We start from the raw sequence: 16,657 nt of genomic DNA on the forward strand, positions 1-16,657 counted from the left end.
TGAAATGGATGAGCATCAAAGCAGAAGAAATTAGTGCGCTAATTAAACAGCAGATCGAAAATTATGATTCTGAAGTTGAAGCAAACGAAGTCGGTACAGTTATCGAAATCGGTGACGGTATCGCACGTGTTCACGGCCTTGATAACGTAATGGCTGGTGAGCTTGTTGAGTTTTCAAACGGTGTAATGGGTATGGCGCAAAACCTAGAAGAAAACAACGTAGGTATCGTCATCCTTGGACCATTTACAGAAATTCGTGAAGGCGATGAAGTTCGTCGTACTGGACGCATCATGCAGGTTCCAGTTGGTAAAGAATTATTAGGACGTGTTGTTAATCCATTAGGTCAACCAGTTGACGGTTTAGGACCAATTGAAACGAGCAAAACTCGTCCAATTGAATCACCAGCACCTGGTGTAATGGCACGTAAATCAGTACACGAGCCACTACAAACAGGTATTAAAGTTATCGACTCAATGGTACCAATCGGTCGTGGTCAGCGTGAGTTAATTATCGGTGACCGTCAGACTGGTAAAACATCGATCGCGATGGACACAATTATTAACCAAAAAGAAACTGGCGTAATTTGTATTTACGTAGCAATCGGCCAAAAAGAATCGACAGTTCGTGGATTCGTTGAAACACTACGTAAAAACGGTGCGTTAGAATACTCTATTATCATTAACGCAGGTGCTTCTGACCCAGCTCCATTACTATTCCTAGCTCCATATGCAGGTGTATCAATGGGTGAGGAGTTCATGTACAACGGTGAACACGTTCTAGTTGCATATGATGACCTTTCTAAACAGGCAGCAGCTTACCGTGAACTTTCACTACTATTACGTCGCCCACCAGGTCGTGAAGCATTCCCAGGGGATGTATTCTACCTACACTCTCGTTTACTAGAGCGTGCGGCGAAACTAAATGACGATTTAGGTGGCGGTTCATTAACAGCTCTACCTTTCGTTGAAACGCAAGCAGGGGACATCGGTGCGTACATCCCTACAAACGTTATCTCAATCACAGACGGACAGATCTTCTTACAATCAGATCTATTCCACTCTGGTGTACGTCCAGCAATCAACCCAGGTCTATCGGTATCACGTGTTGGTGGTTCCGCACAGATCAAAGCGATGAAGAAGGTAGCAGGTACGCTACGTCTAGACCTAGCTTCATTCCGTGAGCTAGAATCATTCGCACAGTTCGGTTCAGACCTTGATAAAGCGACACAAGCGAAACTAAATCGTGGTCAGCGTACGGTTGAAGTACTAAAACAGGGTCTAAACAAACCACAACCAGTTGAATACCAAGTTGCGATTATTTACGCACTTGTTAACGGTTATCTAGATGATATTCCAGTAGAAGATATCCAGCGCTTTGAAGCAGATCTACATGCATACTTAGATCAGCATGCGTCTGAGTTACTAGCACACATTCGTGATACTGGAAACTTACCAGAAAAAGAAGATTTCAATAAAGCAATTGAAGACTTTAAAAACACATTTGCTGTAAGTGAGTAATGATGATGAAGTCTCGAAAAAAGGTGGTGAGACGTAGTGGCATCGCTTCGTGACATTAAAAATCGAATTAATTCGACGAAAAGTACACAAAAGATTACGAGCGCAATGGAAATGGTGTCTGCTTCTAAATTAAACAGAGCAGAGCAAAACGCCAAAAAGTTCGTTCCATATATGGAGAAAATTCAAGAAGTTGTTGCTAGTATTGCTGGCGGTAACACTGGTGCAGACCACCCGATGTTGCAATCGAGACCCGTTAAGAAAACAGGTTACATTGTGATTACATCAGACCGTGGTCTAGCAGGTCCTTACAACAGTAACGTTTTACGTGCCCTTTACCAAAAAGTGCAAAAGGAACATGCATCTAAAGATGAATACACCGTATTACCAATCGGTAAAGTCGGACGCGATTTTTGTAAGAAAAATGGTATGCCAATCGTTAAAGATGTAACGGGTTTACCAGACCAACCAGATTTCGCTGAGATTAAAGAAATCGCAAGCTATGCAGTTAAACTTTTTGCTGACGGTGAAATAGATGAATTACACATCTTCTACAACCATTTCATCAGTGCGATTTCTCAAGAAGTAACTGAGAAAAAAGTATTGCCATTAACGGACATTGATACGGAAGGCAAGAAATTGACAAGTTACGAATATGAACCAGATGAAGAAGAAATTTTAAAAGTACTATTGCCACAATACGCGGAAAGCATTGTTTACGGTGCATTATTAGACGGTAAAGCAAGTGAGCACGCATCACGTATGACAGCTATGCGTAACGCAACTGATAACGCAGGTGAGCTCATTGATGACTTAACACTTTCTTACAACCGTGCACGTCAGGCAGCAATCACACAAGAAATTTCCGAAATTAGTGCAGGTGCAGCAGCGCTAGAATAACGGCTTGAATGAATTCGTGAGGAGGGAAAAAGATGAGTAAAGGACGCGTAACACAGGTAATGGGTCCAGTTGTTGACGTAAAATTCGACAGTGGCGACTTACCTGAAATATATAACGCCCTAGTAATCGCTGGTGATGAGAACCGCGATGAACTAACACTTGAAGTTGCTCTTCACCTAGGTGATAACTCAGTACGTACAGTTGCGATGGGTTCTACAGACGGACTTGTTCGTGGTGCTGAAGTAACGAACACAACTAACCCAATCTCTGTACCAGTAGGTGAAGCAACACTAGGTCGTGTGTTTAACGTACTAGGTGATCACATTGATTTAGGTGAAGAAATTCCAGAAGAGGTTCGCCGTGACCCTATTCACCGTGAACCACCTAAGTTTGAAAACTTAGCGACAGAAACAGAAATCTTAGAAACAGGAATTAAAGTAGTAGACTTATTAGCACCATACGTAAAAGGTGGTAAAGTAGGTCTATTCGGTGGTGCGGGTGTAGGTAAAACCGTACTAATCCAGGAGCTTATTAACAACATCGCTCAAGAGCACAGCGGGATCTCAGTATTCGCAGGTGTAGGTGAGCGTACTCGTGAAGGTAACGACCTTTACCACGAAATGAGCGACTCTGGAGTAATTAACCAAACTGCTATGGTATTCGGTCAGATGAACGAGCCACCAGGTTCACGTATGCGTGTTGCATTAACTGGACTAACAATGGCAGAGTACTTCCGTGACGAACAAGGTCAGGACGTACTATTATTCATCGACAACATTTTCCGTTTTACACAAGCAGGTACTGAGGTATCGGCACTACTTGGCCGTATGCCATCAGCCGTTGGTTACCAGCCAACACTTGCTACGGAAATGGGTCAATTACAGGAACGTATCACTTCTACGGATAAAGGTTCAATCACTTCAATCCAAGCTGTATACGTACCTGCCGATGACTACACAGACCCGTCACCGGCAACAACATTCGCTCACTTAGATGCGACAACAAACTTAGAGCGTAGCTTATCTGAGCAAGGGATCTACCCAGCGGTGGACCCACTATCATCAACTTCTCGTGCTCTAGACCCTAACATCGTAGGTGAAGAACACTATGAAGTAGCTCGTGAAGTTCAGCGTACGCTACAACGTTATAAAGAACTACAAGACATTATCGCAATTCTAGGTATGGATGAATTATCAGACGAGGATAAGCTAACAGTTGCTCGTGCTCGTCGTGTACAATTCTTCCTATCTCAGAACTTCCACGTTGCGGAACAGTTTACAGGTCAACCAGGTTCTTACGTACAAGTTGAAGAAACAATCAAAGGATTCAAAGAAATCCTATCTGGTAAATATGACGACCTACCTGAAGATGCGTTCCGTCTAGTTGGACGTATTGAAGAAGTAGTGGAAAAAGCAAAGGAAATGGAACAATAAAAATGGGAACGTAGGCGGTGATTTGTCGCCGCCTTACGCGTGCCCGAGGAGGGGTAAGGTTGAAAACACTAAATGTGAGTGTTGTCACTCCTGACGGCCCTGCACTTGAAGGCTCATATGAAATGGTCAGTGTTAGAGCAGAGAGTGGAGAGCTTGGTATATTACCAGGTCACATCCCATTAGTTGCTCCATTAACCATTAGTGCAGTACGTTTAAAAAAGGAAGGTCAGACTGAATTACTTGCTGTTAGCGGCGGATTTGTTGAAGTCAGACCAGAACAAGTGACAATCCTAGCACAAGCAGCAGAACAACCTTCCGAAATCGACGTTGATCGTGCGAAGCAAGCTAAAGAACGCGCAGAACAACGTCTCAACATGGCAAAATCTGAAGACATTGATCAAAAACGTGCGGAATTAGCTTTACAACGCGCTATCAACCGTATTGACATTTCGGAAAATAGATAAGCTTATGTACAGGAAGACTCGGCAGATACGTCGAGTCTTTTGTTTGTACTGTAGAATGTGTAGGCTACTTGCAGGTATAGTTAAAAAACTTGCAGATAAGAGTTAATTAAACAATATTATTAAGCTATCATGACACTTTTTAACGAACAATTAAAGATTTTATGAAATTTTAGGTTTAGTGTCGATATTACCCGGGAAATGTTGAAATAGGAATTAGAGGTGTAAACATGTTTACAGATCTCGCGATTGACTCAATTATTTTTATGTTCATGCACATTATGTTTATCATACTAGCATGGAAAGTGCTCGAGGCTGTACAACTCGAGCAGATTTTTAAAAAGAATAGAGTTGTAGAAAGCCGAATACTATTTATTATGTTATCCATTACAATCGGCTCTACTGTCAGCAACTTCTTTATTGACTTCATTCAATGGTCCAGACAGTTACAACATCTACTCTAAATTCACATGTATAACTTCGTAAGGCTTTGTCCATCCTTTTACTAAATGATTTTTCCAAGGGGGAGAAAGCCATGCGATGGGTTTCCGTAGTAGTATTATTTTTATTAAGTATTTCTTTATTCTATCAATCTAGTAATTCATTACTCGCCGACGTTTCAACGATTGATCAGTTAGAGGAGTTTTTTATCAAGGAAGGCTTGGATATTTCAAGCGTTAATGTTACAATCCTAACGGTCACAGATAAAAAACAGGCGAAAGCTTTTACTCAAAATCAGAAAAAAGTAACCCAAAAAAATAAAAACATCACCGAATCATTTAATATGGTTTATTTATCTGATAACAGGGTAAAAGTCATATATGAATTTAAAGGCGCCGATTGGAATAAAGAGATCAAAAAAGTGTTACAAAATCGTATGTTAAATGCGGAATTTCGACATTTTTTTGAAAACAGTCGAATATACTCTTGTTTTCAATCACGAACAGATGTTAAAATTAATAGTAATTTTATGATTGAGAAAATCATCAATCATTACGATGTAGAAACGACAAATGTATTGGACGAAGAAAAATTCAAAGTTGTGAGCGGAGAAAGCGATCAATTCGAGCAATATATACCATTAAAAAACGACGAAATAAACATACAATTTTCGGTTAGGGAACAAGAGAATGGTCTAAATACCATAACGATTGGAACACCTATCCTTGTTATTGAATATTAAATAACATACGGAATATCGACACGGAGGGAAAAACCTTGGAAAAAATCATAGTATCTGGTGGAAACCAATTACGTGGTACGGTGAAGGTAGAGGGAGCAAAGAATGCCGTATTACCAGTAATTGCAGCAAGTATAATGGCTAGTGAAGGAAAAAGTACATTAAAGCAAGTTCCTCATTTAGCTGATGTTGATACAATTAGTGAAGTTTTACGTTATATGAATATTAATGTCTTACAATCTGAAAACCAATTAGTTATAGATGCTTCTAATCAATTAAAAACTGAAACGCCTTTTGAATATGTTCGTAAAATGAGAGCCTCAGTTCTTGTTTTAGGACCTCTATTAGCACGCTTCGGTCATGCAAAAGTGGCTATGCCAGGTGGTTGTGCAATTGGTTCTCGTCCAATTGATCAGCATTTAAAAGGCTTTGAAGCAATGGGTGCGAAGATTCATGTTGGAAATGGTTATGTAGAAGCACATGTTCCTGAAAAACTAGTAGGAGCTCGCATTTATTTAGATTTTCCTAGTGTAGGTGCAACTGAAAACTTAATTATGGCAGCAGCTCTAGCAGAAGGTACAACAGTCATTGAGAACTGTGCTAGAGAGCCAGAAATAGTAGATTTAGCAAATTATATTAATCAAATGGGTGGAAAAGTTGTTGGCGCTGGTACGGAGACGATTCGTATTGAAGGTGTCCCAACTTTACATGGCGTAGAGCACAACATCATTCCTGATCGTATTGAAGCTGGAACATTTATGGTTGCAGCAGCGATTACAGGCGGAGATGTCGTCGTAGAAGGCGCTATTCCAGACCATTTACGTTCTCTTATTGCTAAAATGGGAGAAATGGGCGTTAAGATTGAAGAATATGAAAATAGTGTGCGCGTAATTGGTAACGGTGAACTAAAAGGAGTAGATATTAAAACTCTACCATACCCTGGGTTCCCAACTGACTTACAATCACAGTTTATGGCTTTGGCTATGAGATCTAGAGGCACAAGCGTGATTTCCGAAACTGTTTTTGAAAATCGTTTCATGCACGTTGAAGAATTCAGACGCATGAATGCAGTTGCAAAAATTGAAGGACGTAGTGCTATTATTGAAGGCCCTTCAGAACTACAAGGCGCAGAAGTTGCAGCGACAGACTTACGTGCTGCAGCAGCGTTAATCATTGCAGGTCTTGTTGCTGAAGGACGTACAACTGTGACTGAACTTAAACATTTAGATCGTGGCTATGTAAACTTTGAAGGTAAATTAAGAGATTTAGGTGCTGACATCGAGCGCGTTTACGAGGAAACTGAAAAAGTCGACCAAGTTATTAACGACTCAATGGCACAATCTAGTTAATATGTATGTTAAAAGCGGCGGCAATCGCCGCTTTTTTTATGCCAAATTGTACATATGTCTATAATAGACAGCCTCTGCAACTTCAAATAAATCTACTTTTTGGTTCTATCAAAAATAATTTGGGAATAATTATATTGATAGATACAGATTTTATCAAAGGAGGAGCTGTCGCTATGAACATAAAACATGAATTCCTTATCATTGGAGCAGTCTTGATCTCAGTGATTACCGTTCTTCCAGCTGCCATCGTTGTACCATTTTCTAATGCATCGACAGAAACAGTTGACATGAATGAAACAGTAGAGGTTGATTTAGAAACGAGCGATCAACCAGTGGTTCAAGTGATGAGAAGCGCAACGGAAAAAGTCGAAGAGGTCCCACTGGAAGAGTACGTCGTGTCAGTGGTCGCATCGGAAGTCCCTGCTAGTTTTGAAATGGAAGCAATTAAAGCACAAGCCTTAGCTGCAAGGACATATGTCGCACAAATATTAAAAAAGGGCGGGGCTGCTAAAAACTACGATGTTACCGATACTGTCCAGCACCAAGTTTACAAGAGTTTAGAAGAATTGCGAAAGGCATGGGGCGTCGATTATTCATGGAAGATTAATAAAATCACTAAAGCAGTTAAGGAAACCAAAGGTCAAATCATCACATACAGTGGTGACCCAATTACAGCTCAATTTTTCTCAACGAGTAATGGTTACACAGAAAATGCCGAGGATTACTGGCAAAATGAAGTCCCATACTTAAAAATGGTCAACAGTCCATGGGATAAAAAGTCGCCAGAATATCTGGAACAACAAATTTTACCTAGAAGCGAAGTGGTACAAAAGCTCGGTTTAGATTCTAGTGTTATTGAAGTAACCAACACAGTTAGAACGGAAAGCCAGCGCATTAAGAAAATGACCATTAACGGAAAGAATTTTACAGGACGAGAAATTCGAGAAACGCTAGGATTACGCTCAAACGACTTCACTATTGAAGCGAAAGGCGACCACATCATCTTTACAACAAGAGGATACGGACACGGCGTCGGCATGAGTCAGTACGGCGCAAACGGCATGGCCCAACAAGGAAAAACCTATCGTGAAATTGTTAAACACTACTACCAAGGTGTCGACATCTCTACTATTCAAGACGTGGTCGGATCACTAAGTGCGATGAATTAGCTGCCTCTATATGAGGTGGCTTTTTTATTTGAAAGATTAAGAGTGAAGGTAGGACAATTTGTGTGTAACTCTATTTATCTTCAAAATAAAAATTTTTCTAGTTCGTGGATAGGTGAATAACTCCCTCCCAAAATGTGAATAACTCGTTATATCCACATGTGCATAACTAGTCAGAGATTCACTTTTCCACATAAAAAATTTCTTTAGTTTACCCTAAAAATCAAAATTCATCACCATTTTTTGAAAAATTTTCGACTTTGATGTATATATTCTTCATTTTTCGTTCAGAATGTTGCTGAGGTGATGAAAATGAATGAAAAAGAAAAGCAATTAATGCGCCAATCTAAGTGGAAGCGCCTGACGCGCCAACGCTGGTTTTACCCAGTCCTTTACATCACTCTAGTTGCTGTGATTTTAGCGGGGGTTATGGTCTACCAATTCCAAGCATCTGATGTGACGGAAGACGGTAATCAAACTAATGAGGAAAACCCAAGCCAAGTTGCAGATAACAACGGTGAAGAGGAGTCTGTACCAGTCACAGCGGAACAGGAAGATTTAGTGATGCCGACTCTGTTAGGGGATCAAGCTGAAATCATTACAAAATTTTATGACGCCGAAGCAACAGAAGAAGAACAAGAAGATGCACTTATTTTCTACAACAACACGTATTACCAGAGTAAAGGTGTCGACATTACTTCTAAGGATGGACAACCATTCGAAGTAATCGCTGCCCTTAGCGGAACGGTGACGAAGGTTTATAAGGATGATTTAGAAGGTCAAGTAGTTGAGATTGAGCATGACGATACGCGTTCGACTTTCTACGGAAGCTTATCTGAGGCTTCAGTAAAAGAAGGCGACGAAGTATCTCAAGGTGATGTGATTGGCGTATCAGGTACGAACGTCTACGGAGATGAAGAAGTGACTAAAGTCCACTTCAGACTCCTAGAAGAAGGCAAACCTGTTAATCCTAACTTTTAATCAGTAAGGTAAAAAATTCTCGCCTGAGAACGGGCGAGAATTTTTTTGGTTTAATCGAATATGGTAAATACAAACGTGCTGTAATGGAATACGGACAGCCCACGTCATAATGCGAACAGTTTTCCATGAAATACGGACAGTTTATGGCCTGATGTGAACAGTTTGTCATGAAATACGGACAGATCACTGCTAGATACGAACAGATCAAGACCAAATATGAACAGTTTACCTCAAAATGCGGACAAAACTCAGCTGTATGCGAACAGATTAACTGAAAATGCGGACAGATATCCACTCCATACGAACAATTGACCTAAGAATACGGACAAAACTACAGCCAATATGAACAATTCTCATGAAGATACGAACAGATCAGTCAAAATACGAACAAATCACCCGCACATGGAGATAATTCCGCCCACTTCAATCACGCACGAGGCCTTACCTAACAACAACTCTCCAACTTCCTAACATATTTACTCGTTTTCCTGAATAAACTGTACCATCACATCTTTAGAGGTACATCAGGAGGCGAGGAGTTTGCACGATTACATCAAAGAAAGAACGATCCGAATCGCGGAGCATCTATTAGAGACAAAGAAAACGGTACGCGTGATTGCTAAAGATTTCGGCGTATCGAAAAGTACTGTGCACAAAGATTTAACCGAAAGGCTCCCAACAATTAACCCAGCCTTAGCTAAAGAGGTCAAGGAAGTGTTAGAGTTTCATAAGTCCATAAGACATATAAGAGGTGGGGAGGCGACGCGTAAAAAGTACCGAGAACAAACTAAGGTTTAGACAACCAAACGCCTGTCACCTATACATAACCCATTAAGCCTCATATTCTGGATATCAATACACCTGTGACGGGCACTTTTTTACTTTTTGCGAAGTTCATACAAAACGATTTCCTCTGTTTGATACTCACCGCTTGCTCCAGGCCACTCAATTTCTGCGTGAATTTTTTCAATATCTTGAAACATAACGGGATCTCCGTTCGGTTTAAAGACATTATTATCAACAAATCCAATATTAACCGTACTTGCATCTAACGGTTCGTGAATCGATTCAGACTGCAGCGTGACTTCAACTCCATCGACGAGTGCGTAAGTTTGAAAATTTAAGCTATCAACAATGGGTCCCCGCTCTCCGTTAAAGTGAAGTGTTCCACCGCCTGCTGTATGACTAGTTGGCACAAACTCTACTTTATATTGATTCAAATCCCAATTCTCAGATTCTCCATCTAAATTAAATACATAATAATGGTTGGATTGATCATTATCATCTTGGTTGAACCACCATGTGGCAGCAGCAACGACGATGACTAAGATAACAAGCCCTATACTCTTTTTGTCCATTTGTCTCCTCCTAATCGGGTGCGCCGATTTTTCTCTATAAAAACTCTAGCATAAAACGTTTCAGAAAAAAACATCCTCGCAGGGTAATGACGAGGATGTTAGTTAATTATTTTTGATTTAAATCGTTGAACTGTTCTCGTAAATCACGCTTGAGCACTTTTCCGCTAGGATTCTTCGGAAGTTCATCGGTGAAGGCAACGTGTTTTGGAACTTTGAACTTGGACAATTTATCTTGGCAAAAGTCAATCACTTGCTGCTCAGTTAGATTAGTTTCAAGCTTTGGCACGACAATCGCAGTGACGGCCTCAATCCAGTAATTATCTGGAATGCCGATAACTGCAACTTCAGAAACACCCTCAAGCTGATAGATCATCTCTTCAACTTCCCGGCTCGAAACGTTAACACCGCCTGTTTTAATCATATCCTTCTTACGATCAACAATCGTAATGTAGCCATCTTCATCCATCACACCAAGGTCCCCGCTGTGGAACCAGCCATTTTTAAACGCTTCAGCGGTCTTTTTAGGATCATGAAGATAACCCTTCATCGCATGCGGCGTGCGGTGGACGATTTCACCTACTTCACCGCGCGCGACTTCGACGTCATTATCATCCACAATTCTTGTTTGCATGTTTAAAGTCGGCTTCCCTGCAGAACCTAATTTAGTTAACTGTTCATCAGGGCCAAGAGCCGTTGCGAGTGGTGCAACTTCCGTTTGGCCGTAGAAATTGTAAAAGCGGGCTTGCGGAAGGCGCTCCGATAGTTCCTTTAAAATTTCACGAGGCATAATCGCTGCACCGTAATAACATTTTTCTAAAGTCGAAAGGTCACGACTGTCAAAATCAGGGTGACGAAGTAGAGCAATCCACACAGTCGGTGGGCAGAAAAGCTGAGTGATTTGTTCACGTTCAATTGTTTCTAAAATGACCTCTGGTGAAGCGGCATCCAATATGATTCCACTCGAACCAAGGTAAATACTCGGGCCAAGGAAGCAGTGAAGCTGAGCACTATGATAAAGCGGCAGCGCGTGAATGCAAACATCTTTATCCGACATCTCACCATTCACCACACAGCTTACATACTCACTGACAATACTTTTATGAGTGAGCATCACTCCTTTAGGACGAGACTCCGTACCACTCGTATATAGCACGTGAGCCAAATCATCATCGTCAAGATCCTCATCAACGAGATCAGTTGGCTGACCTGCCTGCAAATGAGACAGAGGCTTCCAGTCTTGTAAAACTTCAGAAACACGCTGATTGTTTGGAAACTCCATTAAGTAGCGGAATTTAATTTCAAGGTTACCTTTAGATTTTTCTAAAATCGGCGCGAACTCCTCAGGTGCAATGAAACCCGTAACACCCGCATGATTTAAAATATAAGCCACATCATCTTCCGTTAACATGTAGTTAATCGGAATCATGACAGCTCCAAGCCGGGCCAGCGCAAAGTTCACGACAACAAAATCAAGACTATTTTTAGACATAACCGTGATCATGTCACCTTTCTGAACCCCATCCCGGCGAAACGCATGCGCCGTCTGATTCACCAAATCATCTAGCTCCTGATACGTCAGACGTTGATCACGATAAGCAATCGCAAACTTATCCGGATAACGCTCCCTTGTCCTCGTCAAAAGATCCCCAAGCGTTTGACGACGAGCCCTAGTCAATACCCCATCCAGTTGATCCAACACCTTTGTTTTCAATGTAAAACCTCCCCTTACAGAATTTTCTGTATTTTTAGTTTATTATGTTTTGCACTTGAAGACAAGCCCCTGCGTAAGAAGGAGGAATTTCGACAAAATTCATAGATTGGAAGGGTATTGATGGGCAATTGTCATTAAGGAAGCTGCAAATGTCGGTAGGGACGCTCAGTCATGAATCTAAATAGGGGGGAGTTTAACAGCAATAGGGAAGCAATTAGTCGCAATAGTGACGTGTTGAACCGCAATAGGGAAACACTGAACCGAAATTGGAAGACCATCAGCGCATTAAATAACTCCTCATGACCTAACTTCCAGAGAATTTGACACTTAATATAAAAATAAAACAAATTTCAATAAAAAAACAAACTCTTAACCAAAAAACAAAGTGACATGGTGGTTGAAAAGTGATAAAATATGTCAATAGAGTACTATTATTTTTGCACGTGTAGGGGGAGTCATTAATTCATGTTTGCTAGAGATATTGGAATCGATTTAGGTACAGCCAATGTGCTGATTCATGTAAAAGGAAAAGGAATCGTATTAGATGAACCATCCGTTGTTGCGATGGATAAAAATTCAGGGAAAGTATTAGAAGTCGGAATGGCTGCACGCCGCATGGTCGGCCGTACGCCAGGAAATATAGAAGCGATCCGCCCGCTTAAAGACGGCGTCATCGCTGACTTTGACGTAACCGAAGCAATGTTAAGATATTTCATCGGAAAAATCAACGTTAAAGGAATGTTCTCAAAGCCGCGTATTCTAGTATGCTGCCCAACAAACATAACAAAAGTTGAACAAAAAGCCATCCGTGAAGCAGCTGAAAAAAGCGGAGGTAAGAAAGTTTACTTAGAAGAAGAACCAAAAGTAGCCGCAGTGGGTGCTGGTATGGATATTTTCCAACCAAGCGGTAACATGGTTATTGATATCGGTGGAGGAACAACAGATATTGCCGTTCTATCCATGGGCGATATCGTCACATCTGAATCTATTAAACTTGCAGGTGACAAGCTTGATCAAGAAATCTTACAATACATCAAACGCAAGTATAAACTACTAATCGGTGACCGCACAGCAGAAGACATCAAAGTCAACATCGCGACTGTCTTCCCAGGTAACCGTAACGAAACAATTGACATTCGCGGACGTGACTTAGTTTCAGGCTTGCCGCGTACGATTACGATCGGATCTGAAGAAATAGAAGAAGCACTACGCGAACAAGTCGCACTCGTGGTTCAAGCAGCGAAACAAGTTCTTGAGAACACACCACCAGAACTATCTGCTGACATCATCGACCGCGGTGTCATCCTAACAGGCGGCGGCGCATTACTAGACGGACTCGATCAGCTCATGGCTGAAGAACTCAAAGTCCCAGTCTTCATCGCCGAAGAACCAATGCACTGCGTCGCAAAAGGCACAGGTATCATGCTAGAAAACATCGACAAAATCGAGAAGATTGGTTAATTTTTGTGTATGCAAGGCTCTTAGGAATGAAAAATGTGAGACTCCTAAGGGAACAGCGGCCAATGCAAGACCCCGCAAAGCGAGGTACGAGCTTGAGGAGGCTTGCTGGTCGCCCTAGGAAAGCGAACATTTTTCATCTTTTTGAAAAAGTCTTGCAAGCTAATTCGTAGAAGTCAAAAGACGAGCCAAGGCAGCCGAGAAGGAAACCCATAGCATCTGCATGGGACCCCAAGCCTTGGCTTATACATAAACCACTGGTTGGACCACCAACCGAAAAGGAGGCGCAAACAAATGCTCAGAGGCTATAACGCAGCAGGAGCCGGCATGATTGCGCAACAACGTTACCAAGACGCACTATCAAATAATATGTCGAACGCATTAACACCTGGCTATAAATCAGACCGTTCAACGTTTCGCGCATTTCCAGAAATGTTGATCAACGCATACGACGGGTACAACCTTCCAACTCAAAACGAACCGAGAATACCAAACAACCACCGAGTTGGAGCTATTAACACAGGCGTTTACATGCAGGAAAATACACCGCATTTCAATCAAGGTGACCTAAGAGACACAGGAATCTCAACTGACCTAGCACTCGTAAACGGCAACATGCCTGATGAAGACGGATTTACTTTTTTCACAGTTGCTAACGAAGACGGAGCATTACGCTACACGCGGAACGGGAATTTTACCGTTGATGCAGAAGGATTTTTAACGACATCACAAGGTCACTACGTTTTGGATCAAAACAATAACCGAATCCAAACAGGCACGGAACAGTTCGAAGTTACTGAAAACGGACAAGTTATCTCGCCGTTTGACAATACCCTTTTAGGCATCGCCTATCAACCGAATGCTAATGACATGGTGAAAGAAGGCGACAACCTTTTTCGAAATGAAGGAGTTGCTATTCAAAACGCACGAGAAGTAGCAGGGACTGAGTTCAGTGTCAATCAAGGACAGCTGGAACGATCGAATGTTGACCCGCAGCACATGATGACGGAAATGATGAGGTCTTACCGATTATTTGAGATTAATCAGCAGGTCGTTAAGACGTACGATAAAAGTATGGACATGGCCGCCAATCAGGTCGGGCGCATAAATTAGGGGGCTAAACAATGCGTAATATGCTAAACGCTGCCACCACCATGAATCAACTACAACAAAGAATGGATTTAACATCTAATAACTTAGCAAATTCGAATACATTTGGATATAAAGCGAAGAGTGCACAGTTTTCATCGTTGTTGTTCCAACAGGTGAATAACATTAATAACGGAGATGCGGAGGCGCCACGTCTAACGCCAGAAGGTATCCGCGTTGGGTCAGGAGCTAAAATGGCACATACTAGCATGCATATGGACTCTGGTACCATCCAGCAAACTGGCCGTGCGCTTGATATCGCAACGCAAAATGGCGAACGATTTTTCGTCGTTAACGCTCCACTACAAGGCGGCGGGAACGAACTTCGCTATACAAAAGCTGGGAACTTTTACTTGCAGCCTGTTAATGACGGTGCTGGGGTCATGTTGACGACGAGTGAAGGTTTACCTGTTCAAGGTCAGAACGGGCCAATCATTTTAGAAAGTAATTTTGACGACATATCGTTTACTGAAAATGGTGAAGTGCGAGTAACTCGCGGTGAGGAAACACAAGTCGAAGGAACATTACAACTGGTTGACATCACGATGCCACGTGCACTTGAGGCAACTGGCGGGAATTTGTTTAGAATCGATGAAGCTGGTTTGGGAGTTGCAACTGAAGACATCACGGCTAACGTTGCACCAGATGAAGCGGGCTTGATTCCAGGCTCGTTAGAACAATCCAACGTCAATATCGGTAAAGAAATGACCGACTTACTAGAAGCACAGCGCGCTTATTCATTTAACGCCAAGTCTATTTCAATCGGCGACCAAATGATGGGGCTCATCGGAAGCATGCGTTCTTAATCTAATGCCTCTGCAATTAAAACTTGACGAAATCAAAAGTTTTTTTCACAATAAAAGCGGAAGATCATGAGCTTAGAATTGAGGTTTAAATATGGCTTCAGAAGAGAAGAAGAAGAAAACAACAACTGAAGGGCAATCGAAAGAGAACTCGAAGAAGCAGCAAAAGCGTAAAGAAGCTAAGAAAGAACGTAAGCAACAGGGACCAATCAAGCGGTTTATAAATTCCAGAATCCGCTTTATTCCTGTATGGCTTCGCGTCGTGTTATTTATCGTACTGTGTTTTATCGCTTTTTATATTGGCTTAGATGTCGGATATACTAAACTCGGTGACGGGGACGATGCCGATACCGTACGTAGCTTAGATTTTTGGAAAGACATGTGGAACTACATTAAAGGTAAGTAACCACCGCTTAAGGAGGAAAACCATGTTAGATATCGAACAAATCAAATCGATTATCCCACACCGTTATCCATTTTTACTAGTCGATCAAGTCGAGGAACTTGAAGAAGGAAAACGCGCAGTCGGTTATAAGAACGTTACTGCTAACGAACCGTTCTTCCAAGGCCATTTTCCAGAATACATGGTCATGCCAGGCGTCTTAATTGTCGAAGCTTTAGCTCAAGTCGGTGCCGTTGCCATTTTGCAAAAAGAAGAGAACAAAGGTAAGCTTGGAATGTTTACAGGCATTGATAAATGCCGTTTCAAACGCCAAGTCAAACCAGGTGACCGCCTAAAGCTTGACGTAGAAATGCTTCGCCTTAAAGGCCCAATCGGAAAAGCTAAGGCAGTCGCAACGGTCGATGGCGACATGGCCTGCGAAGCTGAAATCATGTTCGCTGTAGTTGATCCAAATAAAGAATAATTAGTGATTAAAACTTGTCGCAGATGCTGCGGCAAGTTTTTTTATGTTGCGTATTAGTTCATATTTGTTTAGAAAATGTTTGTATTTCTAAGTGAAGTGTTTGTATTTGAGCGGAAAATGTTCACATTTTATGGAGTATTGATCGTATTTGAACGAAAACTGTTCGTATTTCTAGGAAAAGTGTACGCATTCTGATGAAAAGTGTTCGTATCTCCAAGTGAACTGGAGTTAGTATAAAAAGTGGACACGTGAGATTGAGTAGTTTTTTTAATACAATAGACTATTAAGGAGCGTGTTTACCTTGCCAAAACGATCTGAAAATTATCCT

Annotated in this window: 17 protein-coding genes; 15 read left to right on the forward strand and 2 right to left on the reverse strand. The window is 41.6% G+C overall.

The window, feature by feature from the left end; all coding sequences use genetic code 11:
- Window positions 1-8 precede the first annotated feature (8 nt).
- From atpA to spoIIID, 10 genes are all read left to right on the forward strand, one after another.
- Entirely contained in the window at window positions 9-1,517 is a 1,509-nt protein-coding gene (gene atpA / locus ACFSW4_RS06800; protein WP_054754777.1) for a F0F1 ATP synthase subunit alpha, read from the forward strand.
- A 36-nt stretch (window positions 1,518-1,553) separates the two neighbouring features.
- The gene (gene atpG, locus ACFSW4_RS06805; protein ID WP_377328281.1) at window positions 1,554-2,414 is read left to right on the forward strand and encodes an ATP synthase F1 subunit gamma; all 861 of its coding nucleotides are present in this window, start codon (window positions 1,554-1,556) and stop codon (window positions 2,412-2,414) included.
- Between the two features lie 32 nt (window positions 2,415-2,446).
- On the forward strand, window positions 2,447-3,847 hold the full coding sequence (atpD, locus tag ACFSW4_RS06810; RefSeq protein ID WP_377328283.1) for a F0F1 ATP synthase subunit beta: 1,401 nt from the start codon (window positions 2,447-2,449) through the stop codon (window positions 3,845-3,847).
- 59 nt (window positions 3,848-3,906) lie between these two features.
- Window positions 3,907-4,311 carry a F0F1 ATP synthase subunit epsilon gene (locus tag ACFSW4_RS06815; RefSeq protein WP_054754776.1) on the forward strand — a complete coding sequence of 135 codons (405 nt, stop codon included), beginning with the start codon at window positions 3,907-3,909 and terminating at the stop codon, window positions 4,309-4,311.
- Between the two features lie 227 nt (window positions 4,312-4,538).
- Complete coding sequence (locus tag ACFSW4_RS06820; protein ID WP_054754775.1) at window positions 4,539-4,772, forward strand: DUF1146 family protein; 234 nt, start codon at window positions 4,539-4,541, stop codon at window positions 4,770-4,772.
- A 71-nt stretch (window positions 4,773-4,843) separates the two neighbouring features.
- The gene (locus ACFSW4_RS06825; RefSeq protein ID WP_377328285.1) at window positions 4,844-5,491 is read left to right on the forward strand and encodes a YwmB family TATA-box binding protein; all 648 of its coding nucleotides are present in this window, start codon (window positions 4,844-4,846) and stop codon (window positions 5,489-5,491) included.
- A gap of 35 nt (window positions 5,492-5,526) precedes the next feature.
- Entirely contained in the window at window positions 5,527-6,837 is a 1,311-nt protein-coding gene (murA, locus tag ACFSW4_RS06830; protein WP_377328287.1) for a UDP-N-acetylglucosamine 1-carboxyvinyltransferase, read from the forward strand.
- 173 nt (window positions 6,838-7,010) lie between these two features.
- Window positions 7,011-8,006 (forward strand): stage II sporulation protein D, encoded by a 996-nt coding sequence (gene spoIID, locus ACFSW4_RS06835; protein WP_377328289.1) that lies wholly within the window; start codon window positions 7,011-7,013, stop codon window positions 8,004-8,006.
- Window positions 8,007-8,315: 309 nt separating this feature from the next.
- Window positions 8,316-8,984 (forward strand): M23 family metallopeptidase, encoded by a 669-nt coding sequence (locus ACFSW4_RS06840; RefSeq protein WP_054754773.1) that lies wholly within the window; start codon window positions 8,316-8,318, stop codon window positions 8,982-8,984.
- 540 nt (window positions 8,985-9,524) lie between these two features.
- The gene (gene spoIIID / locus ACFSW4_RS06845; protein WP_054754772.1) at window positions 9,525-9,782 is read left to right on the forward strand and encodes a sporulation transcriptional regulator SpoIIID; all 258 of its coding nucleotides are present in this window, start codon (window positions 9,525-9,527) and stop codon (window positions 9,780-9,782) included.
- Window positions 9,783-9,862: 80 nt separating this feature from the next.
- Here the strand turns inward: spoIIID and ACFSW4_RS06850 are convergent, their stop codons facing one another.
- Both ACFSW4_RS06850 and ACFSW4_RS06855 read right to left on the reverse strand, forming a co-directional pair.
- Window positions 9,863-10,342: a hypothetical protein gene (locus ACFSW4_RS06850; protein WP_054754771.1), complete on the reverse strand. Its 480-nt coding sequence runs from the start codon at window positions 10,340-10,342 to the stop codon at window positions 9,863-9,865.
- 106 nt (window positions 10,343-10,448) lie between these two features.
- Window positions 10,449-12,053, reverse strand: a complete 1,605-nt coding sequence (locus tag ACFSW4_RS06855; RefSeq protein ID WP_054754770.1) for an acyl-CoA synthetase — start codon at window positions 12,051-12,053, stop codon at window positions 10,449-10,451.
- 465 nt (window positions 12,054-12,518) lie between these two features.
- Between ACFSW4_RS06855 and mreB the strand changes: the two genes are divergently transcribed.
- The 5 genes from mreB (at window position 12,519) to fabZ (ending at window position 16,329) form a co-directional block, all read left to right on the forward strand.
- Entirely contained in the window at window positions 12,519-13,514 is a 996-nt protein-coding gene (gene mreB, locus ACFSW4_RS06860; RefSeq protein ID WP_377328291.1) for a rod shape-determining protein, read from the forward strand.
- Between the two features lie 291 nt (window positions 13,515-13,805).
- The gene (locus tag ACFSW4_RS06865; RefSeq protein ID WP_054754769.1) at window positions 13,806-14,624 is read left to right on the forward strand and encodes a flagellar hook-basal body protein; all 819 of its coding nucleotides are present in this window, start codon (window positions 13,806-13,808) and stop codon (window positions 14,622-14,624) included.
- An 11-nt stretch (window positions 14,625-14,635) separates the two neighbouring features.
- Window positions 14,636-15,466: a flagellar hook-basal body protein gene (locus ACFSW4_RS06870; RefSeq protein WP_054754768.1), complete on the forward strand. Its 831-nt coding sequence runs from the start codon at window positions 14,636-14,638 to the stop codon at window positions 15,464-15,466.
- 91 nt (window positions 15,467-15,557) lie between these two features.
- A complete protein-coding gene (locus ACFSW4_RS06875; RefSeq protein WP_054754767.1) occupies window positions 15,558-15,869 on the forward strand; it encodes a DNA-directed RNA polymerase subunit beta in 312 nt (103 codons plus the stop codon).
- Between the two features lie 22 nt (window positions 15,870-15,891).
- Window positions 15,892-16,329 carry a 3-hydroxyacyl-ACP dehydratase FabZ gene (gene fabZ / locus ACFSW4_RS06880; RefSeq protein ID WP_377328293.1) on the forward strand — a complete coding sequence of 146 codons (438 nt, stop codon included), beginning with the start codon at window positions 15,892-15,894 and terminating at the stop codon, window positions 16,327-16,329.
- The last annotated feature ends 328 nt before the right edge of the window (window positions 16,330-16,657 follow it).

This window comes from Piscibacillus salipiscarius, from assembly GCF_042685285.1.
GTDB lineage: Bacteria > Bacillota > Bacilli > Bacillales > Alkalibacillaceae > Piscibacillus > Piscibacillus salipiscarius.

Bases quoted from the DNA above. Each gene is read 5' to 3' on its own strand.
- spoIID (WP_377328289.1), top strand. From the start codon at position 7,011: ATGAACATAAAACATGAATTCCTTATCATTGGAGCAGTCTTGATCTCA.
- ACFSW4_RS06865 (WP_054754769.1), top strand. From the start codon at position 13,806: ATGCTCAGAGGCTATAACGCAGCAGGAGCCGGCATGATTGCGCAACAA.
- ACFSW4_RS06820 (WP_054754775.1), top strand. From the start codon at position 4,539: ATGTTTACAGATCTCGCGATTGACTCAATTATTTTTATGTTCATGCAC.
- atpD (WP_377328283.1), top strand. From the start codon at position 2,447: ATGAGTAAAGGACGCGTAACACAGGTAATGGGTCCAGTTGTTGACGTA.
- ACFSW4_RS06840 (WP_054754773.1), top strand. From the start codon at position 8,316: ATGAATGAAAAAGAAAAGCAATTAATGCGCCAATCTAAGTGGAAGCGC.
- ACFSW4_RS06825 (WP_377328285.1), top strand. From the start codon at position 4,844: ATGCGATGGGTTTCCGTAGTAGTATTATTTTTATTAAGTATTTCTTTA.
- fabZ (WP_377328293.1), top strand. From the start codon at position 15,892: ATGTTAGATATCGAACAAATCAAATCGATTATCCCACACCGTTATCCA.
- ACFSW4_RS06870 (WP_054754768.1), top strand. From the start codon at position 14,636: ATGCGTAATATGCTAAACGCTGCCACCACCATGAATCAACTACAACAA.
- mreB (WP_377328291.1), top strand. From the start codon at position 12,519: ATGTTTGCTAGAGATATTGGAATCGATTTAGGTACAGCCAATGTGCTG.
- ACFSW4_RS06850 (WP_054754771.1), bottom strand. From the start codon at position 10,342: ATGGACAAAAAGAGTATAGGGCTTGTTATCTTAGTCATCGTCGTTGCT.
- ACFSW4_RS06875 (WP_054754767.1), top strand. From the start codon at position 15,558: ATGGCTTCAGAAGAGAAGAAGAAGAAAACAACAACTGAAGGGCAATCG.
- atpA (WP_054754777.1), top strand. From the start codon at position 9: ATGAGCATCAAAGCAGAAGAAATTAGTGCGCTAATTAAACAGCAGATC.